The organism is Citrobacter sp. MGH 55 (assembly GCF_016906145.1).
Classification (GTDB): Bacteria; Pseudomonadota; Gammaproteobacteria; order Enterobacterales; family Enterobacteriaceae; genus Citrobacter_A; species Citrobacter_A amalonaticus.
Window position 1 is genome coordinate 3,643,282 of record NZ_CP070239.1, and the last position, 18,034, is coordinate 3,661,315.

Below are 18,034 nucleotides of genomic sequence, written 5' to 3' on the forward strand. Positions count from 1 at the left end.
AATAGCGCTTTTAGCGTTTTTACGCAAAGGCGCTTTCAATGTGACGGATTTGTCAGGGGAACTGATGCAGACTTTTTCATATTGTCATGGTATTGTTGCGCTAAGGTGACAAAAGTTTGGTGACAGAAGGACACTATGATGATAATGGAAAAGCTGAAGACGGCGAAGGGCAAAAAGTTTCTGCTCTGCCTGCTGGGTGTGTTTATTATTGCCGCATCGGTTGTCACGCGCGCCACGATCGGTGGGGTGATTGAACAGTATGATATTCCGCTTTCTGACTGGACGACGTCGATGTATGTCATTCAGTCATCAATGATTTTCGTCTATAGCCTGGTTTTCACTGTGCTGCTGGCCATCCCGTTGGGAATTTATTTCCTCGGCGGTGAGGACAAGCATTAAAAGAAAAGGCCCAAATCATTGGGCCTTTCGTTTTTTACACAACGCGTTAGTCGTCTTCCTCGTCGTCAAGCTCAACGGGCGTCTGGTACTGGTCGGGTTTGATGACCAGCAGGTCACAACGCAAATGATCGATGACCTGTTCTGCTGTATTCCCCAGGAAGGCAGCGGAAATGCCCGTGCGGCCCACTGTACCCAGAACCACAATCCCCGCCTGCAGATGTTCCGCCAAATCGGGGATTACCTCCTCCGGTAATCCTTTCTCAACGTGTGTGACTTTCTCGTCGATACTGAATTTTTGCCGCAGCGCTTTCATTGCCAGCAGGTGCTGACCGCGAATCGCATCGTTGTAGACGCTGGGATCAAATTCCGGCAGTTCAATCGCGATGTTGATCGGCGTGACAGGGTAGGCCCCGACCAGATGCACCTCTGTATGGTTGACCTGTTCGGCGAGTTGCAGCGTCTCTTTTACCAGCTTCTCATTCAACGCATTATGGTAGGGTTCTTCACTGGCCAGGTTTACCGCCACCAGCGCTTTACCGCCTTCCGGCCAGGGTTGATCTTTCACCATCCACACCGGACTTGGGCATTTACGCAGCAGATGCCAGTCGGTAGGAGTGAAGATCACTGCTTCCAGTCGGTCATGCTGGTGCGCCATTTTCAGCACCAGATCGTGTCCGCCGCTGATCACTTCCTGAATAATGGCTTCAAAAGGACGGTTGTGCCAGACCACTTTAATTTCAACAGGAACGCCTGCTTCAATATAGTATTTTGCTTGTTCGCGTATCCACGCCGTCCGCTGACTAATGACGCCCTGACGCATTGCCGTACGCTCATCAGGCGACAACAGGGTGGTCATCTCGTAGGAAAAGTCATAGATCGGCAAAAAGGCTTTAATTTTGCCACCAATCCGTTGATGCAAATAAACCGCACGCCGTAACGCAGGTTGATCGTCCTGATTCGGATCGATAACCACCAGCATGTTTTGATACATAGCCATACAGGGTCTCCTTACAACTGTCATCGCAGTTTGTAACTAAAAGAGTAACCCAAGAATGTGAATTGAAACAGGGAAGAACCTTCTGTCAGATCAATAAATCAGGAAAATTTAACGATTCGACAGAAGGGTTTCAGAAGGGTTGCGGAAAGATTAAGCTACGTTGCGGGTGTGTCCGGCGAGAACCGCCAGCGCATCACTGTTTTCGATAGTGATGTATTTCCCTTTCACCGCCAGCATTCCGCTTTTCTGGAAACGACCCAACAAACGGCTGATGGTTTCAACGGTCAGGCCCAGGTAGTTACCGATATCGCCACGGGTCATGGTCAGACGGAATTCACGTGGAGAGAAGCCACGCTGCGCAAAGCGACGAGACAGGTTATAGATAAATGCCGCCAGACGCTCTTCCGCGTTTTTCTTCGACAGCAACAGGATCATATCCTGGTCACCTTTGATCTCACCACTCATCAGACGCATCATCTGCTGACGCAGATTAGGCATTTTGCCGGACAGATCATCAAGTGTCTCAAACGGGATTTCACAAACCATTGAGGTTTCCAGTGCCTGCGCAAAACTCGGATGATGGCCGCTACCAATCGCGTCGAAACCGACCAGGTCGCCCGCGAGATGGAAGCCGGTGATTTGCTCATCGCCTTGTTCAGTAATGGTATAGCTCTTGATCGTACCGGAACGAATGGCATAGAGCGATTTCAGCTCATCACCCGCTTTAAACAGCGTCTGGCCTTTCTGGATCGGCTTTTTACGCTCGATAATATTATCAAGCTGATCAAGCTCATGCTCGTTAAGTGTGAACGGGATGCAAAGCTGGCTGATACTGCAATCCTGGCAATGGATAGCACAACCGCCAGACTGAATGCGCCGTATAATTCGCTTTTCCGGGATCATAGGTCTGCTCAAGCCGTAATTGATATTTGTCAATTTTAACATCTTTTTGGTGAGCACGTAAGTCTGAGGTCACCCCAATAGCGGATAATTCCGACATGTGTGAATAAAATATTTCTATCCCTTTGAAAAACCTTACTTTCCCTGTGGCGTCTTTACGTAAAAGTGTGAGCAAGAAGGCACGAATTGCCTGGATACTACAGCAACAGGTAACCTTCATGGCGCAACAACCACTCTTTCCGCTGCACGCCACCGGCGTAACCGGTCATGGTGCCGTTACGTCCGATCACGCGGTGGCAGGGCACCACGATGCTGATCGGATTTGAACCGTTCGCCGCGCCAACCGCTCGCGCCGCACCAGGGCGTCCCAGTTGCTCAGCCAACTGACCGTAGTGCATCACCTGACCACAAGGAATAGTGCGCAAGGTTTGCCAGACTTCCCGCTGAAAAGGGGTGCCGCCGGTGGCGGTTGGCAGCGTATCGATCGCGCTGAGGTTACCGGCAAAATAGTCGGCAAGTTTGTCGCACAGACCGCCCGGATTGGTCGCACTAATACGGGTATAACCTTGTGCGCGGTAATGAATATCCAGCAGTTGCACCATGCGTTCACTGTACTGTTCCCACTCGATAGCGCGAAGTTTGAACTGCTCGTCGCAAATGACCCAAAGTGGGCCCAGCGGGGTCATCATTTTCTCTTCCAGTAGTGTCAGCATCGGTTGCCTCGTTGGCATGCAGTCGGTGGGGCATCAACGTATCATGGTCACTGCCAGCAGTGCTATACCCCTGATTTGGGATAAAAAAATAGAGCCTGTCGACATCCGCCAGACTCTACAGTACACACAGCAGTTTATCCTTCATCTATGCCCGTTATTATTCCTGGTGGCGGGTAATGTCTTATAGCAAGAACCGTTTAACTATGCCAGCAAACTGGAGTGATTGATTTCACGAAAATCTAAGGTAAATCAACCAGATTAAACGGCACTGCTGCACTGTTTTACTCTGAGTAAAACCAGCGTTAATTAGTAAAGCAAAGGTATGTGACACGTGGATGTTTACTGGAAGCATCTGTAAACCGTTGTCGCCCTCCAGGGGGACGGCTATGATAGTAGCTGCCTTTAAAAAGCGGGAGGACACAGCATGAATCTTGACGACAAATCGTTATTTCTTGACGCCATGGAGGATGTTCAGCCGCTGAAACGTTGCGCCGACGTACACTGGCAGCCCGTGCGCAATGTGCGGACCCCGCAACGTATTGATACACTCCAGCTTGATAATTTTCTCACCACCGGTTTTCTGGAGATCGTCCCGCTGGCGCAACCTTTAGAGTTTCGCCGTGAGGGGCTGCAACAGGGCGTACTCGATAAGCTGCGTACGGGGAAATACAGCCAGCAGGCGAGCCTCAATCTGTTGCGTCAGCCAGTGGAAGCCTGTCGTCAACAGCTGTACAGCTTTCTGCTCCAGTCGTTACGCGATGGACTGCGCAATGTGCTGATCATTCACGGTAAAGGGCGAGACGATAACTCACATGCCAACATCGTGCGCAGCTATCTGGCACGCTGGTTGACCGAATTCGACGAGGTTCAGGCCTACTGCACGGCGCTGCCACATCACGGCGGCAGCGGAGCGTGCTATGTGGCGTTGCGTAAATCCGCACAGGCGAAGCAGGAAAACTGGGAACGTCACGCCAAGCGCAGCCGTTAATGCAGTAAAAGCGACAACTCCTGCGCGGCTTTTTGCAGCTCGTGCAGTACGCGGCTGCGCAGCTCGTCCGCCGTCACCTGTCCGGCATGTACACCCACATTCAGCGCCGCCTGGACCTGACCCTGGCTGTTCATCAGCGGCACAGCAATGGACCGCAGCCCCATTTCCAGTTCCTGATCGTTGAGCGCATAGCCCTGCTGCCGGACTCTCTTCAGTTCGGCGCGCAGGGCGGGGACGGAATCCACAGTCTGCGAGGTGTAGCGGATCATGGTGATGCGCCCGAGCATGTCGTTCAGCTTGTCCTCAGAAAGATGGCTAAGCAAAACGCGTCCCATTGAGGTGGACCACGCGGGCAGCCGACTGCCGATGTCCAGATCGATGGTCATAATGCGTGAGCTGGAGGCGCGGGCGATATACAAAATATCGTCACCGTCGAGGGTGGCGATGGAACAGGATTCATTGAGCATTTCGCTCAGATGTTTCAGAACCGGTTGAGTGGCGCGAGCCAGCGGAGTGGAGGCCAGATAGGCATGTCCCAGTGCCAGGATCCGCGGACGCAGTTCGAAATTTTTCCCATCTTCGGCATAAACGAAACCCAGTTTTCCCAGCGTATACAGACAGCGTCTGACTGCCGCGCGCGGGATCCCGGTTTTCTGGCTAATCTGCGATATCGACATAACCCGTCGCTGCGGCGTGAACGCCTGAATCACCTCCAGCCCGCGTGCCAGTGATGCCATATAGTTTGGATCGCCCTTAAACGGATCGGTCTCGTTGTTCAGTCGGTCATCAGGATGTTTTTCCACTGTTTTCCTCTCGTTGTTCGCCACGGATCACATTCTTCGTACAAACATAAACGATGTTCGATTATCGCACCATATTTCGATTATCGCCCTTGCCTGACTTCGTTAAGTGGGTCACATTTTGTGCGAACAACGCAAAAATGTGCGAAATCCGCACCACAAGGAGCGAGCTGATGATTGATAAAAGTGTGCCTTCGCTGGAGGAGGCCATCGCCGGGATCCCGGACGGTGCGACCATCATGATTGGTGGTTTTGGTACGGCCGGACAACCCACCACATTGATTGATGCGCTCATCGCGCAGGGGGCTCGCGACCTTACCATCATCAATAACAATGCGGGTAACGGTGAAGTCGGTCTCGCGGCACTGTTGAAGGCCAGACGCGTACGCAAAATGATCTGCTCTTTTCCGCGTCAGGTGGATTCACAGATTTTCGATGACCTGTATCGCCGTGGCGAGGTTGAACTGGAGCTGGTACCCCAGGGGAATTTGGCGGCGCGCATTCAGGCTGCCGGGGCTGGCCTGGGGGCTATCTATACGCCAACAGGCTACGGTACGCCGCTGGCTGAAGGCAAAGAAACCCGCCACATCGAAGGGAAAAACTATGTGCTCGAATACCCGATTAACGCCGATTTTGCCCTGATAAAGGCGCATCAGGCCGATCGCTGGGGGAATCTGGTGTACCGCAAAGCGGCACGAAACTTTGGTCCGATCATGGCGACCGCCGCGCAAACCACGGTGGTGGAGGTGAATCAGATTGTCCCTCTCGGCGAGCTTGATCCCGAGCACGTCATCACGCCGGGGATTTTTGTCCAGCGCGTGTTTTCTCTGGAAAACCTCACCCACGCCGCGCTGCGCGCCTAAGGAGTAAACGATGAAGAAATTATCCCGTGACGAAATGGCCAGACGCGTAGCGCAGGATATCCCGGAAGGGGCATACGTCAATCTGGGGATTGGTTTACCAACCCGTATCGCCAACTACCTGCCTGCGGAAAAAGAGATTTTCCTGCACAGTGAAAATGGCCTGCTCGGGATGGGGCCAAAACCGGCGGAAGGGGAAGAAGATCCGGAGTTGATTAATGCCGGGAAAGAGTACGTCACGCTGTTGCAGGGCGGTTGCTATTTCCATCACGGTGACTCCTTCGCCATGATGCGCGGCGGGCATCTGGATATCTGCGTGCTGGGGGCGTATCAGGTCTCAGCCTCCGGGGATCTCGCCAACTGGAGCACCGGCGCGCCGGACGCCATTCCCGCCGTGGGCGGCGCGATGGATCTGGCGATCGGCGCACGTCAGGTATTTGTGATGATGGACCATCTGACCCGCGACGGCGAGTGCAAACTGGTTGAACACTGTACCTATCCCTTAACCGGCATGGGCTGCGTCAGCCGCATTTATACGGACCTGGCGGTGATTGACATTACCGATTCGGGACCGGTTGTCCGGGAAATTTTCAATGGTCTGTCTTTTGAGGAACTGCAACGTCTGACGCCAGTGACTCTGAGCTGTGAACCGCTGGCGCAAAGCGCATAAGGAACTATGATGAATCAGGCATTTATCTGCGATGCAGTGCGCACACCGTTTGGTCGATTCGGCGGAACGCTGGCGAACGTCAGGGCCGACGATCTGGCCGCTATTCCACTGAAAGCACTGCTTGAACGCAACCCAGGCCTTGATCCTGCGGCGATCGATGACGTGATTTGCGGCTGTGCGAATCAGGCGGGAGAAGATAACCGCAACGTGGCGCGGATGGCGCTGCTGCTGGCCGGGTTGCCGGAAAGCGTCCCGGGCAGTACGGTAAACCGTCTGTGTGGTTCCAGTCTCGATGCCATTGGTATTGCCGCGAGAGCGATTAAAAGCGGCGAAACACAGCTAATGATCGCCGGTGGTGTGGAGAGCATGTCACGTGCGCCGTTTGTGATGGGCAAAGCGGAAAATGCGTTCAGCCGCAACATGAAAATCGAAGACACTACGATTGGCTGGCGCTTTATCAACGCGCAAATGAAAGCCCGCTATGGCGTGGATTCTATGCCGGAAACGGCGGAAAACGTGGCGCAGGAGTTTGGCATAACGCGTGCCGATCAGGATGCGTTTGCGCTGCGCAGCCAGTTGAGAACCGCTGCCGCTCAGGAACAGGGGCTGTTCGCACAAGAGTTAATTTCAGTGACAGTGTCACAAAAAAGAGGCGAGCCGCTGCTTTTTGGCAAAGATGAACATCCGCGTGCGACATCGCTGGAGGCGCTCGCCAGGCTGAAAGGGGTCGTCCGTCCTGACGGTACCGTGTCGGCGGGCAATGCGTCTGGCGTTAACGACGGTGCCTGTGCGCTCCTCATCGCCAGCGAGCAGGCGATGGCACAGCAAAGTCTGCACCCGCTGGCGCGGATTGTCGGCGTGGCAACTGCCGGCGTCGCCCCGCGAATTATGGGGTTTGGCCCGGCGCCAGCGGTCCGTAAAGTACTGGCGCAGACGGGCTTAACGCTTGGTCAGATGGATGTTATCGAGCTTAACGAGGCGTTTGCCGCGCAGGCACTGGCGGTGATGCGTGATTTGGGGCTACCCGATGATGCCGCGCAGGTGAATCCTAACGGCGGAGCGATTGCCCTCGGTCACCCGTTGGGGGCATCAGGTGGGCGTCTGGCGATGACTGCCGCTTACCAGTTGCAGCGTACCGGCGGACGCTATGCACTCTGTACCATGTGCATTGGCGTCGGCCAGGGGATCGCATTGATTATTGAACGTGTGTAAGGAGCAGGAATGACCTTGCTAACTCCGTTGATGCGCGGAACGGCGCTCACGGCAGAATTTTCAGACATCCAGCTTCTTCAGGGGATGCTCGATTTTGAGGCCGCGCTTGCTCGAGCGCAGGCGGCCTGTGGTGTGATACCGGCAACGGCTGTCGGGCCTATCACCCAGGCCTGCCATGCGCAGGAGTTTGATCGACAAGCACTGGCAGAATCGGCGCGGGCGGCGGGCAATCTGGCCATTCCGTTGGTGAAACACTTAACCGCGCGAGTGAAGCGCGAGGCTCCTGATGCCGCACGTTACGTACACTGGGGGGCAACCAGCCAGGATGTGATCGATACTGGACTGGTCCTGCAATTGCGAGCGGCGCTCAATCACACGCAACGTGCGCTGAGCCAATTGACGGCGGTCTTTGCTCAGCAGGCGCATCGCTATCAGCATACCGTCATGCCGGGTCGCACCTGGATGCAGCAGGCGCTGCCGGTGACCTGGGGGCTGAAACTGGCCGGTACGCTTGATGCGCTGCTGCGCTGGCAGGAACGCCTGCAACCGTTGTTGCCGCGTGTACTGGTGCTGCAGTTTGGCGGTGCGGCGGGAACGCTGGCGTCACTTGGGCAGAACGCGCTACCGGTGGCAGAGCGGCTCGCGCAGGAACTGGCGTTGACGTTGCCAGATACGCCCTGGCATACCCAGCGCGATCGGCTGCTGGAAGTGGGGGCATGGTACGCCGGTGTCGGCGGTACTCTCGGTAAGTTTGCTCAGGACTTTGCGCTGCTGATGCAGACCGAAGTGGCGGAAGTGAGCGAACCCGCCGTCTCGGGTCGGGGCGGATCGTCGGCGATGCCGCACAAGCGAAATCCGGTGAGCTGCGCGGCGATCCTCACTGCCATGCAGAAAACGCCGGGACTGATGGCCACACTCTACAACAGTCAGTTACAGCAGCATGAACGTGCGCTCGGCGGCTGGCAGGCTGAATGGGAAGTCCTGCCGGAGATCGTCATGCTGGTCGGGCACGCAATTGAAGAAACCCAACCGCTCGTCCTGAATATGCAGGTCTTCCCGCAAAAGATGCGTGACAACCTGGATATCACTCAGGGCCTGATGATGGCGGAATCGGTCACGCTGGCATTGGCGGCGTTTATCGGCAAGCAGGATGCCCATCATCTGATAGAAAGGCTGTGCCATCGCGCGGTGACAAGCGGTCATTCCCTGCATTCAGTACTCGTTGAGGAGTCGCAGGTGATGGCCCATCTTAATGAATCTCAACTGGCGGCGTTACTGGACCCAGGCACGGCAACGGGCTGCGCGGCGCAGTTTGTGCAACGCGTGCTTGCACGTTATGAGGAACAACAGCATGGAACTGAATTACCAGATTGATGGCCCGGACGACGCGCCGGTGGTAGTGCTATCCAATTCTCTCGGTACGACGCTTGCGATGTGGGCGCCACAGCTTGCGGCACTGAGCGCGCAATATCGAGTGCTGCGTTATGACACCCACGGACATGGCGCGACGAAGAATGCGGGGCCAACCGATCTCGCCCGGCTGGGGCAGGATGTGATTGCGTTACTCGATCACCTGGATATCCCGGCAGCGCATTTTTGCGGGATCTCGATGGGAGGACTCACCGGGCTGTGGCTGGCCTGTCATCAGCCGCAACGATTGCTGAGCGTAACAGTGATTAACAGCGCTGCACGTATAGGCGACGAGGCGAGTTGGCGCGCCCGCGCGCAAAGCGTTCGTCAGAATGGACTGCGCGAGATTGCCGCCAGCGCCCCGGAACGCTGGTTCAGCCCTGCTTTTCGTCAGTCGGCACCGCAAACGGTCGCCGCATTGTGTGAGCAACTCGCCGCGTCGTCAGCCGAAGGGTACGCCGCCTGCTGTGAAGCGCTGGCAACGGCCGATTTGCGTGAGCAAATTGCCGGGATCACACGGCCAGTGCTGCTGATTGCCGGTGAAAATGACCCCGTCACCACGGTGGACGACGCTCAGTTTATGCACCAGCGTATTGCCGGTTCTGTACTGGCTGTGGTGAAGGCGTCCCATTTATCCACTATTGAAGCGCCGGGTGCGGTGAACGCGGCGTTGTTATCGTTTCTGGGAGGACAATATGCAGGATGAAGAACGTTATCAGCAGGGAATGGCCGTACGCAGGGCGGTTCTGGGCGATGCGCATGTTGACAGGACGGTGCAAAACCTGACGCCGCTGAATGAAGAATTTCAACACTTTATTACCCGTTATGCCTGGGGCGATATCTGGAGCCGCCCCGGACTGGATCGGCATACGCGCAGTATGATAACCATTGCGATGCTGATTGCGTTAAACCGCGAAGCGGAGCTAAAAATGCATCTCAATGCCGCGTTCAACAACGGCGTGACGCGTGAGGAGTTGAAAGAGCTGATCATGCATTCGGCACTTTATTGCGGTCTGCCCGCCGCCAATGCGACATTGCATCTGGCACAGCAAGTTTTTGACCAGCGCGACGCCGACGGGAAGTAAATCAGGCCCCCGGCGGCGGTGCGTGTCGTCGGGGGCGCGGTTTCTCAGGCGGCCAGTACCCGGTTTCTGCCATCATTTTTGGCCCGGTAAAGCGCAGCATCCATCCGCTTAAACAGTTCATCGATACTTTCGTTCGGTTCGCGGTGTGCCACGCCAATGCTCACGGTAAAGCGCGGCAGGCCGGGAAGCCCGATTTTCGCGACCGACGCGCGGATGGATTCGGCTAACTGCAACGCGGTCTCCAGCGGCGTGCGCGGTAACAACAGGACAAACTCCTCGCCGCCCCAGCGAAACACTAAATCCCCTTTGCGTGCGCAGGACTCCAGGTTTCGCGCCAGCTCGCAGAGAACCTCATCGCCTTTCAGGTGACCGTACAGGTCATTAATGCTTTTAAACCGATCGGTATCAATGAGCAGCAGGCTGTAGTCCTGGGTAAGGGTGAGATGCTGCATCTGCCCCTGTTCGGTCAGTTGATAGAACTGGCGGCGATTGAGCAGTCCGGTGAGTGCGTCATGCAGGGCGGCGCGCTCCAGTTCCTGTTCAAGACGTTTCTGCTCGGTAATATCGTGAATGATGCACAACATCAGTCTGTCGCCGTAGATTTCAATCGGCCCGGCATAGGTTTGCACATGGCGGGTGGTGCCATCGGCAATTTTATGGACAAAATTCAGCGGCTTATGCCCACCCGGCAGTCGCGCAATTTCATGCATAACAGGCAGAACCTGGCGACCCAACATATTGATTTCCCATGTGTGTTTTTGGCACATCGCCTCCAGGCTGTAGCCGTAGAAATTGAGCGCCGCCAGGTTGGCGTCGACAATCAGACCATCTCTTGACGGATCGATCAGCAGCATCGGGGCGGAGTTCGTGAGAAAAAATCGGGCATAAAATCCCTGCTTTTTACGCTGATAGGTGGCAGACCGGCTGGCTTTCAACCCCTGTACCGCCGGGATATCAATGCCTTCGAACAGAATGACTTCACCGGTTCCTGGCAGATCGTTAATCGATAACCGACAGGTGAGTGCGGCCTGATGATTTTCACGGGGCACCGTCAGAATCTCGACAATATCCCGCTGGCGACGAAGATCGGTAATATAGTTCGGCAACGTATTCTGCGCATGGGTGGAATACACCCCTTTACGCAGTTGGCTGAAGGTGTACCCTTGCATCACCTCTCTGGCGATACGATTGGCAAAAACTAATTCTTCGGTACAGGGGGAGACGATCCAGACCGGCTGTGTTAATAAATCCAGTGCATTCAGGTTGTGCGCAATCATCAGTAATCCTGTTCTTTTTATTAATTATTGTGCGAGCATGCCGATGAAATGCATTGACCAGATCCCCATACCAAGCGTAATACCGCCCGATAAGCGCCAGAATGCCGATTCTCGCCGCACAGAAATAGCCACTTTACACGCGCGCGCTGTCGAGGGAGACAAATGCAGCGATGAACGCAACAAGAAACGAGATGCTGATTCAAACGGGCGCCCATGATACGTGCAACATCTGGCTTTCCATCGAATGTCTGTCGTGCAGTTAAATTTAGCAGGAATTCATCCATTCGCATGAGAAATGAAAGGTCAGCTACTGGAATTTTTGCCCACCTCATTAACGTCCAGAGGCGAAAAGCGGCAAGAGCACGAGTGCGCTTATTAACACGTTATGAAATCTAATCATTTAAGCCAGATTAAACGTTCATCAATGATGAGTGTCGTATCACTTAATTGTTAAGCAGTAGAATCGCTTGGGAGGGTAGGGGAAAGCGGCCTCACCTCATGATGAACAATAAGCATAAGGTAAACTTAATCGGCAATATCCTTCTTTAAGGTAAATTTTATGGATCTCTGCGTGAAGTTTGGACAGAGAGCGGAACGAGAAGAATATATGCTTTTCTGATGCTATATAAATATGACCTGCCATATTAACCTCTAACAGGTTTAAAATGTTAAAACACATTAGCGTCAGAACATTTATTATCGTATTTCTACTATTTACCTTTGGCCTGATTAACACTGTGCAAATAATGTACTCGGTCAGGCTACCGGTTATTATTTCAATGAACGTGATTTTTTTGTTGGCGCTATTCGCCTTATGGTGCTACATGACAATATATCTTGTCACGCCCATTAATACCGTAAAGAAAAGTATTGAACAGGTGACAGCGGGAAATCTCGCCGTTTATATTCCCGAATTTGGTAATAACTGTGCCGGGAGACTGATTCCGGGTATCAACAGCTTATCCGGCAGTATCGCGACGCTGGTACGTGAGATCCGACTTTCCTCGAAGACGGCGCTGTTGTTGTCAGAGCAACTGACCGCCCGAAGCGCTGAATTATCCGTAAAAACGGAGCAGCAGTCTGCCTCTTTAATCCAGACGGCGGCCAGCATGGAACAGATGGCCGCCAGCACGCGTAACAACGCTGACCACACGCGACTCGCTAACCAGCAGGCCAATAGCGCGATGCAATGTGCATACAAAGGCAGCGAATTAATGGTTCAGGTTGCCAGCAACATGCATTCGATTACGACTTGTACCCAGCAAATGACAGAAATAATTACCCTGATTGATGATATTGCGTTTCAGACCAATATTCTGGCCCTGAATGCCGCAGTCGAAGCGGCGCGCGCCGGTGAGCAGGGAAAAGGATTTTCCGTGGTGGCGACGGAGGTGCGAAATCTGGCGCACAGAAGTGCCGAAGCCGCAAAAAATATTCGGGGGCTTATCGACGTCACCCATCAAAATGTGCAGCAAGGCGCAACGGTTGTGGGTGAGACAGAAAAGAATATGCAGGAAATCGTCCAGGGCGCTGGGCAGTTAAGTCAGTTGATGCATGAAATATCAACCACCACGGCGGAACAGGAAAAAGGAATAAATCAGATAACCCAGGCAATGAATGAACTGGAAAAAGTTACTCAAAGTAACGCGTTGATGGTGGATGAATTATCCGGATCGTCGGATGTACTGAAATCACAAGTTGTCGATCTCCAGTCGAAAACCCATCAGTTCCGTTTAAGTGATGCAACAGAAGCGATTTCTCCCTCAGCGCACAAGCGCTACGCTCGCGGGTTTTCATAAGTCCTGATAACACATTGGGAGAATGAGTGGTTGCTTAACATGCGTCGACAGCTAGACTAACCAGAAAAGCGCGAAGTATGGGAGGCAAAATGGAAGCCATTAAAGGGTCTCAAGTTAGTGTGCCGGATGCAGTATTTGCCTGGTTGCTGGATGGCAAGGGCGGTGTGAAACCGCTGGAAGATGATGATGTGATCAGCCGTGAGCATCCTTGCTGGCTGCATCTGAACTACACGCATCCGGACAGCGCGCAATGGCTGGCGACGACGCCGCTACTGCCGAATAATGTCAGGGATGCGCTGGCGGGGGAAAGCCTTCGTCCACGCGTCAGTCGTCTGGGTGAAGGGACGCTTATTACGCTGCGCTGCATCAATGGCAGCACGGATGAGCGCCCGGACCAACTGGTGGCGATGCGTCTGTATATGGATGAACGGCTAATTGTCTCCACGCGTCAGCGGAAGGTGCTGGCGCTCGACGATGTCGTCAGCGATCTCCAGGAAGGCACCGGGCCAGTTGACTGCGGCGGTTGGCTGGTGGACGTATGCGATGCGCTGACCGATCACGCCAGCGAATTTATCGAACAGTTACACGATAAAATCATCGATCTTGAAGACAATCTGCTCGATCAGCAAATCCCGCCGCGCGGCTTCCTCGCGTTATTACGAAAACAACTGATTGTGATGCGCCGCTATATGGCGCCGCAGCGCGATGTCTATTCGCGACTGGCTAGCGAGCGTCTGGCGTGGATGACGGACGATCAGCGACGCCGGATGCAGGACATTGCCGACCGACTGGGTAGGGGGCTGGATGAAATTGATGCCTGTATCGCCCGCACGGGCGTTATGGCCGATGAAATTGCCCAGGTAATGCAGGAGTCGCTGGCAAGACGTACCTATACCATGTCATTGATGGCGATGGTTTTCCTTCCCAGCACGTTTCTGACCGGACTGTTCGGCGTCAATCTCGGCGGCATACCCGGTGGAGGGTGGCAATTTGGCTTTTCACTCTTTTGTATTCTGTTAGTGGTTCTGATTGGTGGTGTTACTTTATGGTTGCATCGTAGTAAATGGTTGTAAAAACGGGTGTTTTAAGAGATTTCTCTGCCTAAAAACGGCTTTAAGATTGAGCGAAGTCAATAAATAGCACGCCTGTTCGGGGCAATATCACTCTTGCAGGTGAATGCAACGTCAAGCGATGGGCGTTGCGCTCCATATTGTCTTACTTCCTTTTTTGAATTACTGCATAGCACAATTGATTCGTACGACGCCGACTTAAATAAGTCGGCTTTTTTTTGCCTGTACGTTTTCAGCGACTACCCTGAAAGGGAGCCAATGAAATCCCGGAGGCAAAAATGTTCCATCTGTTAACTCACCGCCAACAAGACATTCATTTCTCGGATCCCGTTCCCACCGATCCCGTTCCTGTGCCCGATCCGATCCCTCGTCCACAGCCGATGCCCGACCCGCCCCCCGACGAAGTACCGATTAAGTTGTCGCATCACAGCCGCAGATCTGCGAGGATACGCGCCTGCCGACTGTGAGTCGTTTACCGTGAGATTAAATTGTGACTGCTTTTGCTACCCTGAATGTATTACCCGCCGCCCAGCTCGAGAATCTGAACGAGTTGGGGTATCTGTCCATGACCCCTGTCCAGGCGGCGGCGCTGCCAGCGATCCTTGCCGGGCAGGATGTGCGGGTGCAGGCAAAAACCGGCAGCGGTAAAACGGCAGCATTTGGTCTTGGTTTGTTACAGCATATTGATGCCACTCTGTTTCAGACGCAGTCGCTGGTTCTGTGTCCGACGCGCGAACTGGCGGATCAGGTGGCCGGTGAACTACGTCGTCTGGCGCGTTTCTTACCGAATACCAAAATCCTGACGCTTTGCGGTGGACAACCCTTCGGAGCACAGCGCGATTCTCTTCAGCACGCGCCGCATATTATCGTCGCCACGCCTGGTCGTTTGCTCGACCATTTGCAAAAGGGTACCGTTTCGCTGGACGCGTTGACCACGCTGGTGATGGATGAAGCAGACCGGATGCTGGATATGGGATTCAGTGAGGCAATCGACGAGGTGATCCGTTTCGCGCCCGCGTCGCGTCAGACGCTATTGTTTTCGGCCACCTGGCCGGAAGCGATTGCCGCAATCAGCGGTCGCGTGCAGCGAAATCCGCTCGCTATCGAAATTGACACGGTGGATGCGCTCCCCGCCGTCGAACAGCAATTCTTTGAAACCTCTGCGCACGGTAAGATACCGCTGTTGCAAACGTTGCTCAGTCAGCATCAGCCGGCTTCCTGCGTGGTGTTCTGTAATACTAAAAAGGATTGTCAGGCGGTGTGCGATGCGCTCAATGAGGCCGGGCAAAGCGCCCTGGCGCTTCATGGCGATCTCGAACAGCGAGACCGCGATCAGACGCTGGTGCGTTTTGCCAACGGCAGCGCGCGGGTGCTGGTGGCGACGGATGTTGCGGCCCGCGGGCTTGATATCAAATCGCTGGAGCTGGTGGTGAATTTCGAACTGGCGTGGGATCCGGAGGTGCACGTCCACCGGATTGGCCGTACCGCGCGCGCCGGGAACAGCGGTCTGGCTATCAGTTTTTGTGCTCCGGAAGAGGCGCAGCGGGCGAATATTCTCTCTGAAATGCTGCAGATCCGCCTTAACTGGGTCCCTGCGCCAACGCAACGCAGCGTTACGCCGCTGGTCGCTGAAATGATGACATTGTGTATCGACGGTGGCAAGAAAGCCAAAATGCGTCCAGGCGATGTGCTGGGGGCGTTAACCGGAGATATGGGGCTGGATGGCGCGGACATTGGCAAAATTACCGTGCATCCGGCGCATGTCTATGTGGCGGTCCGTCAGTCGGTCGCGCATAAGGCATGGAAACAACTGCAGAATGGGAAGATTAAAGGTAAAACCTGTCGGGTGCGTTTACTGAAATAAACCCGTGTTGGGCCGGAGATGAAAACGATCCGGCCCATGGCTATTACTTCACTTCGACAACGTTCAGGCGAAGTTCATCAAGCTGATTGTCATCTTCTTCCGGTTGCCAGCCTGCAGGCTGGAGCGGGATCTCTTCACGATCAAATGCCAGATCGCCGCCATCAATAACGTCAGAACCGTGCTTAATCCCTTTGAAGTCGAACAGGTTAATGTCGCTCAGGTGTGAAGGCACCACGTTCTGCATGGCGCTGAACATGGTTTCAATACGGCCTGGATAACGCTTATCCCAGTCACGCAGCATATCGGCAATCACCTGACGTTGCAGGTTTGGTTGCGAACCGCACAGGTTGCAAGGGATGATCGGGAAGCCTTTGGCTTCAGCAAAGCGTTCGATATCCTTCTCACGGCAGTAAGCCAGTGGGCGGATCACGATATGTTTACCATCATCGCTCATCAGTTTCGGCGGCATCCCTTTCATTTTCCCGCCGTAGAACATATTCAGGAACAGGGTTTGCAGAATGTCGTCGCGATGGTGACCCAGCGCAATTTTAGTCGCACCCAGCTCCGTCGCCGTGCGATACAGAATACCGCGACGCAGGCGTGAACAAAGAGAGCAGGTGGTTTTGCCTTCCGGGATCTTATCTTTCACGATCCCATACGTGTTCTCTTCAACTATTTTGTACTCAACGCCCAGTTGCTCAAGATACTCAGGCAGAATGTGTTCAGGGAAACCGGGTTGTTTCTGATCCAGGTTAACGGCAACCAGCGAAAAGCTAATCGGGGCGCTTTGCTGTAGATTGCGCAAAATTTCCAGCATGGTGTAGCTGTCTTTACCACCGGACAGGCAGACCATGATCCGGTCGCCATCTTCAATCATATTGAAATCGGCAATCGCTTCGCCGACGTTACGGCGCAGACGTTTCTGCAATTTATTCAGGTTGTACTGTTCTTTCTTCGTCGCTTGTTGATTTTCTAACATTATTTACTGTCTCGAACACCGGAAAGGGGCATGTCACGACACGCGTATCACCGTGCCAGTTTTGCGTTTCGCCTGGCAGTCTGCTCGTCGTCAATACGTCGATTCAGGCTACGTCAATTTCATATATCACCTGCGCGCGTTTCATGCCCCATCGGGTTTGCAATAAAAAACGTGAACGCTTCGGTTGAGCGTAGCCTACAGGCAAAAGTATGTCGCGTATGGTACGGATTACGGCGACGAATACCAGCACCTTTTACACGTCCGACGGTAAACGGCTTAAACTTACTTCTGAATCCTGGTCAGGCAATGATTTTCTGTCACTGGTGCGACGCTGACGATGATTAGCCTGGTCACGGTGCGACAGAATCAGGGCATTACGGATCCTGCAAAAAGTCAATACGCCATTCTGGAGCGTAATGATCATATTTCCGTTATTCCTGATGAAAGCTAAGGAGAAGAAGGATGAATGAAGCAGCCTATAACGAAGCGAAAACCACCGGCGAACTCACGAAACAGCTAGCCAAGGTGTTCATTGACCGAGGATTATCGTTAACCACCGCTGAGTCCTGCACCGGCGGTAATCTGGCGACGGCACTCTGTGCGGAAACCGATACCGCCGCCTTTTATGATATTGGTGTTATTACCTTCAGTGACAGGGCGAAGCAGACACTGCTCGGCGTACAGGCCAGTACGCTGGAAAAATATACCGCAGTGAGCGAACAGACGGTCAAAGAGATGTCCACGGGCATACGCGAGCGTGCCGGGACCGATATCAGCATTGCCATCAGTGGGTACGCCGGTCCGGACGGTGGGGAAGACGGAACGCCCGCCGGAACGGTCTGGTTTGCGTGGAATCTCCGCGGGGAGATTGTCACAAAGCGTGAGCTTTTTTCTGGTGAGTGTCAGGATGTTATCGAAAAAGCAGTCCGTTTCAGCCTTGCAGTGCTCCTGGAAGAGATCTCTGCCTGGGAGGGGCGTTGACCCCAGTGATCAATAACGCTCTGCGATCTG

General features: G+C 54.0%; 19 protein-coding genes and 3 pseudogenes. 14 read left to right on the top strand and 8 right to left on the bottom strand.

Features of this window, described 5'->3' with window-relative positions:
- Positions 1 to 138: 138 nt before the first annotated feature.
- Positions 139 to 399: a DUF2534 family protein gene (locus tag JTI98_RS14905; RefSeq protein WP_043001925.1), complete on the top strand. Its 261-nt coding sequence runs from the start codon at positions 139 to 141 to the stop codon at positions 397 to 399.
- Positions 400 to 445: 46 nt separating this feature from the next.
- On the opposite strand, the gene uspE is transcribed toward JTI98_RS14905, so the two are convergent.
- From uspE to ogt, 3 genes are all read right to left on the bottom strand, one after another.
- Complete coding sequence (gene uspE, locus JTI98_RS14910; protein ID WP_043000578.1) at positions 446 to 1,396, bottom strand: universal stress protein UspE; 951 nt, start codon at positions 1,394 to 1,396, stop codon at positions 446 to 448.
- 150 nt (positions 1,397 to 1,546) lie between these two features.
- Positions 1,547 to 2,299 carry a fumarate/nitrate reduction transcriptional regulator Fnr gene (gene fnr / locus JTI98_RS14915; protein ID WP_003020397.1) on the bottom strand — a complete coding sequence of 251 codons (753 nt, stop codon included), beginning with the start codon at positions 2,297 to 2,299 and terminating at the stop codon, positions 1,547 to 1,549.
- Between the two features lie 194 nt (positions 2,300 to 2,493).
- Positions 2,494 to 3,009, bottom strand: coding sequence for a methylated-DNA--[protein]-cysteine S-methyltransferase (gene ogt, locus JTI98_RS14920; RefSeq protein ID WP_044327245.1), 516 nt, complete (start codon positions 3,007 to 3,009; stop codon positions 2,494 to 2,496).
- Between the two features lie 424 nt (positions 3,010 to 3,433).
- On the opposite strand from ogt, the gene smrA reads away from it, so the two are divergent.
- On the top strand, positions 3,434 to 3,997 hold the full coding sequence (gene smrA, locus JTI98_RS14925; RefSeq protein ID WP_043000580.1) for a DNA endonuclease SmrA: 564 nt from the start codon (positions 3,434 to 3,436) through the stop codon (positions 3,995 to 3,997).
- Here the strand turns inward: smrA and JTI98_RS14930 are convergent.
- Positions 3,994 to 4,800 carry an IclR family transcriptional regulator C-terminal domain-containing protein gene (locus tag JTI98_RS14930; protein ID WP_216081442.1) on the bottom strand — a complete coding sequence of 269 codons (807 nt, stop codon included), beginning with the start codon at positions 4,798 to 4,800 and terminating at the stop codon, positions 3,994 to 3,996. The two genes, smrA and JTI98_RS14930, sit on opposite strands and share 4 nt — an antisense overlap.
- Positions 4,801 to 4,970: 170 nt before the next feature.
- Here JTI98_RS14930 and JTI98_RS14935 point away from each other — a divergent pair, with 170 nt between their 5' ends.
- From JTI98_RS14935 to pcaC, 6 genes are read left to right on the top strand one after another with little or no spacing between them, the layout of a single operon-like run.
- Entirely contained in the window at positions 4,971 to 5,660 is a 690-nt protein-coding gene (locus JTI98_RS14935) for a 3-oxoacid CoA-transferase subunit A (RefSeq protein WP_044257772.1), read from the top strand.
- Positions 5,661 to 5,670: 10 nt separating this feature from the next.
- Entirely contained in the window at positions 5,671 to 6,327 is a 657-nt protein-coding gene (locus JTI98_RS14940; RefSeq protein ID WP_043000583.1) for a 3-oxoacid CoA-transferase subunit B, read from the top strand.
- Between the two features lie 9 nt (positions 6,328 to 6,336).
- Entirely contained in the window at positions 6,337 to 7,539 is a 1,203-nt protein-coding gene (pcaF, locus tag JTI98_RS14945) for a 3-oxoadipyl-CoA thiolase (RefSeq protein ID WP_044327243.1), read from the top strand.
- A 9-nt stretch (positions 7,540 to 7,548) separates the two neighbouring features.
- Positions 7,549 to 8,913, top strand: a complete 1,365-nt coding sequence (locus JTI98_RS14950) for a 3-carboxy-cis,cis-muconate cycloisomerase (protein WP_216081443.1) — start codon at positions 7,549 to 7,551, stop codon at positions 8,911 to 8,913.
- Positions 8,891 to 9,655 (top strand): 3-oxoadipate enol-lactonase, encoded by a 765-nt coding sequence (pcaD, locus tag JTI98_RS14955; protein ID WP_061070070.1) that lies wholly within the window; start codon positions 8,891 to 8,893, stop codon positions 9,653 to 9,655. Before JTI98_RS14950 ends, pcaD begins: the two co-directional genes overlap by 23 nt.
- On the top strand, positions 9,645 to 10,034 hold the full coding sequence (gene pcaC, locus JTI98_RS14960; RefSeq protein ID WP_216081444.1) for a 4-carboxymuconolactone decarboxylase: 390 nt from the start codon (positions 9,645 to 9,647) through the stop codon (positions 10,032 to 10,034). The genes pcaD and pcaC overlap by 11 nt, the downstream gene beginning before the upstream one ends.
- 44 nt (positions 10,035 to 10,078) lie before the next feature.
- Here the strand turns inward: pcaC and JTI98_RS14965 are convergent, their stop codons facing one another.
- Positions 10,079 to 11,311 carry a sensor domain-containing diguanylate cyclase gene (locus JTI98_RS14965; RefSeq protein WP_216081445.1) on the bottom strand — a complete coding sequence of 411 codons (1,233 nt, stop codon included), beginning with the start codon at positions 11,309 to 11,311 and terminating at the stop codon, positions 10,079 to 10,081.
- Positions 11,312 to 11,341: 30 nt separating this feature from the next.
- Positions 11,342 to 11,510, bottom strand: a pseudogene (locus JTI98_RS14970) (MHYT domain-containing protein); the annotation flags it as partial.
- A 466-nt stretch (positions 11,511 to 11,976) separates the two neighbouring features.
- Here JTI98_RS14970 and JTI98_RS14975 point away from each other — a divergent pair.
- The 4 genes from JTI98_RS14975 (at position 11,977) to dbpA (ending at position 16,044) form a co-directional block, all read left to right on the top strand.
- Positions 11,977 to 13,110, top strand: coding sequence for a methyl-accepting chemotaxis protein (locus JTI98_RS14975; protein WP_216081446.1), 1,134 nt, complete (start codon positions 11,977 to 11,979; stop codon positions 13,108 to 13,110).
- A gap of 89 nt (positions 13,111 to 13,199) precedes the next feature.
- Positions 13,200 to 14,183, top strand: coding sequence for a zinc transporter ZntB (gene zntB / locus JTI98_RS14980; RefSeq protein WP_043000590.1), 984 nt, complete (start codon positions 13,200 to 13,202; stop codon positions 14,181 to 14,183).
- A gap of 284 nt (positions 14,184 to 14,467) precedes the next feature.
- Positions 14,468 to 14,647, top strand: coding sequence for a hypothetical protein (locus JTI98_RS21355; protein ID WP_305764052.1), 180 nt, complete (start codon positions 14,468 to 14,470; stop codon positions 14,645 to 14,647).
- A gap of 23 nt (positions 14,648 to 14,670) precedes the next feature.
- Complete coding sequence (gene dbpA, locus JTI98_RS14985; protein ID WP_044328876.1) at positions 14,671 to 16,044, top strand: ATP-dependent RNA helicase DbpA; 1,374 nt, start codon at positions 14,671 to 14,673, stop codon at positions 16,042 to 16,044.
- A gap of 43 nt (positions 16,045 to 16,087) precedes the next feature.
- Here the strand turns inward: dbpA and ttcA are convergent, their stop codons facing one another.
- Both ttcA and JTI98_RS21465 read right to left on the bottom strand, forming a co-directional pair.
- Positions 16,088 to 17,023, bottom strand: coding sequence for a tRNA 2-thiocytidine(32) synthetase TtcA (gene ttcA / locus JTI98_RS14990; RefSeq protein WP_043000592.1), 936 nt, complete (start codon positions 17,021 to 17,023; stop codon positions 16,088 to 16,090).
- A 47-nt stretch (positions 17,024 to 17,070) separates the two neighbouring features.
- Positions 17,071 to 17,280: pseudogene (locus JTI98_RS21465) on the bottom strand (site-specific integrase); the annotation flags it as partial.
- A gap of 89 nt (positions 17,281 to 17,369) precedes the next feature.
- On the opposite strand from JTI98_RS21465, the pseudogene JTI98_RS21470 reads away from it, so the two are divergent.
- Both JTI98_RS21470 and JTI98_RS14995 read left to right on the top strand, forming a co-directional pair.
- Positions 17,370 to 17,474: pseudogene (locus JTI98_RS21470) on the top strand (DUF421 domain-containing protein); the annotation flags it as partial.
- An 11-nt stretch (positions 17,475 to 17,485) separates the two neighbouring features.
- Positions 17,486 to 18,004, top strand: coding sequence for a 2-oxo-tetronate isomerase (locus JTI98_RS14995; RefSeq protein ID WP_216081447.1), 519 nt, complete (start codon positions 17,486 to 17,488; stop codon positions 18,002 to 18,004).
- The last annotated feature ends 30 nt before the right edge of the window (positions 18,005 to 18,034 follow it).

Excerpts from the sequence above, each read along its gene's own strand:
- JTI98_RS14950 (WP_216081443.1), top strand. The coding sequence starts at position 7,549 with ATGACCTTGCTAACTCCGTTGATGCGCGGAACGGCGCTCACGGCAGAA.
- pcaC (WP_216081444.1), top strand. The coding sequence starts at position 9,645 with ATGCAGGATGAAGAACGTTATCAGCAGGGAATGGCCGTACGCAGGGCG.
- JTI98_RS14935 (WP_044257772.1), top strand. The coding sequence starts at position 4,971 with ATGATTGATAAAAGTGTGCCTTCGCTGGAGGAGGCCATCGCCGGGATC.
- fnr (WP_003020397.1), bottom strand. The coding sequence starts at position 2,299 with ATGATCCCGGAAAAGCGAATTATACGGCGCATTCAGTCTGGCGGTTGT.
- zntB (WP_043000590.1), top strand. The coding sequence starts at position 13,200 with ATGGAAGCCATTAAAGGGTCTCAAGTTAGTGTGCCGGATGCAGTATTT.
- pcaD (WP_061070070.1), top strand. The coding sequence starts at position 8,891 with ATGGAACTGAATTACCAGATTGATGGCCCGGACGACGCGCCGGTGGTA.
- JTI98_RS14965 (WP_216081445.1), bottom strand. The coding sequence starts at position 11,311 with ATGATTGCGCACAACCTGAATGCACTGGATTTATTAACACAGCCGGTC.
- JTI98_RS14940 (WP_043000583.1), top strand. The coding sequence starts at position 5,671 with ATGAAGAAATTATCCCGTGACGAAATGGCCAGACGCGTAGCGCAGGAT.
- JTI98_RS14995 (WP_216081447.1), top strand. The coding sequence starts at position 17,486 with ATGAATGAAGCAGCCTATAACGAAGCGAAAACCACCGGCGAACTCACG.
- JTI98_RS14905 (WP_043001925.1), top strand. The coding sequence starts at position 139 with ATGATAATGGAAAAGCTGAAGACGGCGAAGGGCAAAAAGTTTCTGCTC.
- smrA (WP_043000580.1), top strand. The coding sequence starts at position 3,434 with ATGAATCTTGACGACAAATCGTTATTTCTTGACGCCATGGAGGATGTT.
- ttcA (WP_043000592.1), bottom strand. The coding sequence starts at position 17,023 with ATGTTAGAAAATCAACAAGCGACGAAGAAAGAACAGTACAACCTGAAT.
- JTI98_RS14975 (WP_216081446.1), top strand. The coding sequence starts at position 11,977 with ATGTTAAAACACATTAGCGTCAGAACATTTATTATCGTATTTCTACTA.
- ogt (WP_044327245.1), bottom strand. The coding sequence starts at position 3,009 with ATGCTGACACTACTGGAAGAGAAAATGATGACCCCGCTGGGCCCACTT.
- pcaF (WP_044327243.1), top strand. The coding sequence starts at position 6,337 with ATGAATCAGGCATTTATCTGCGATGCAGTGCGCACACCGTTTGGTCGA.
- uspE (WP_043000578.1), bottom strand. The coding sequence starts at position 1,396 with ATGGCTATGTATCAAAACATGCTGGTGGTTATCGATCCGAATCAGGAC.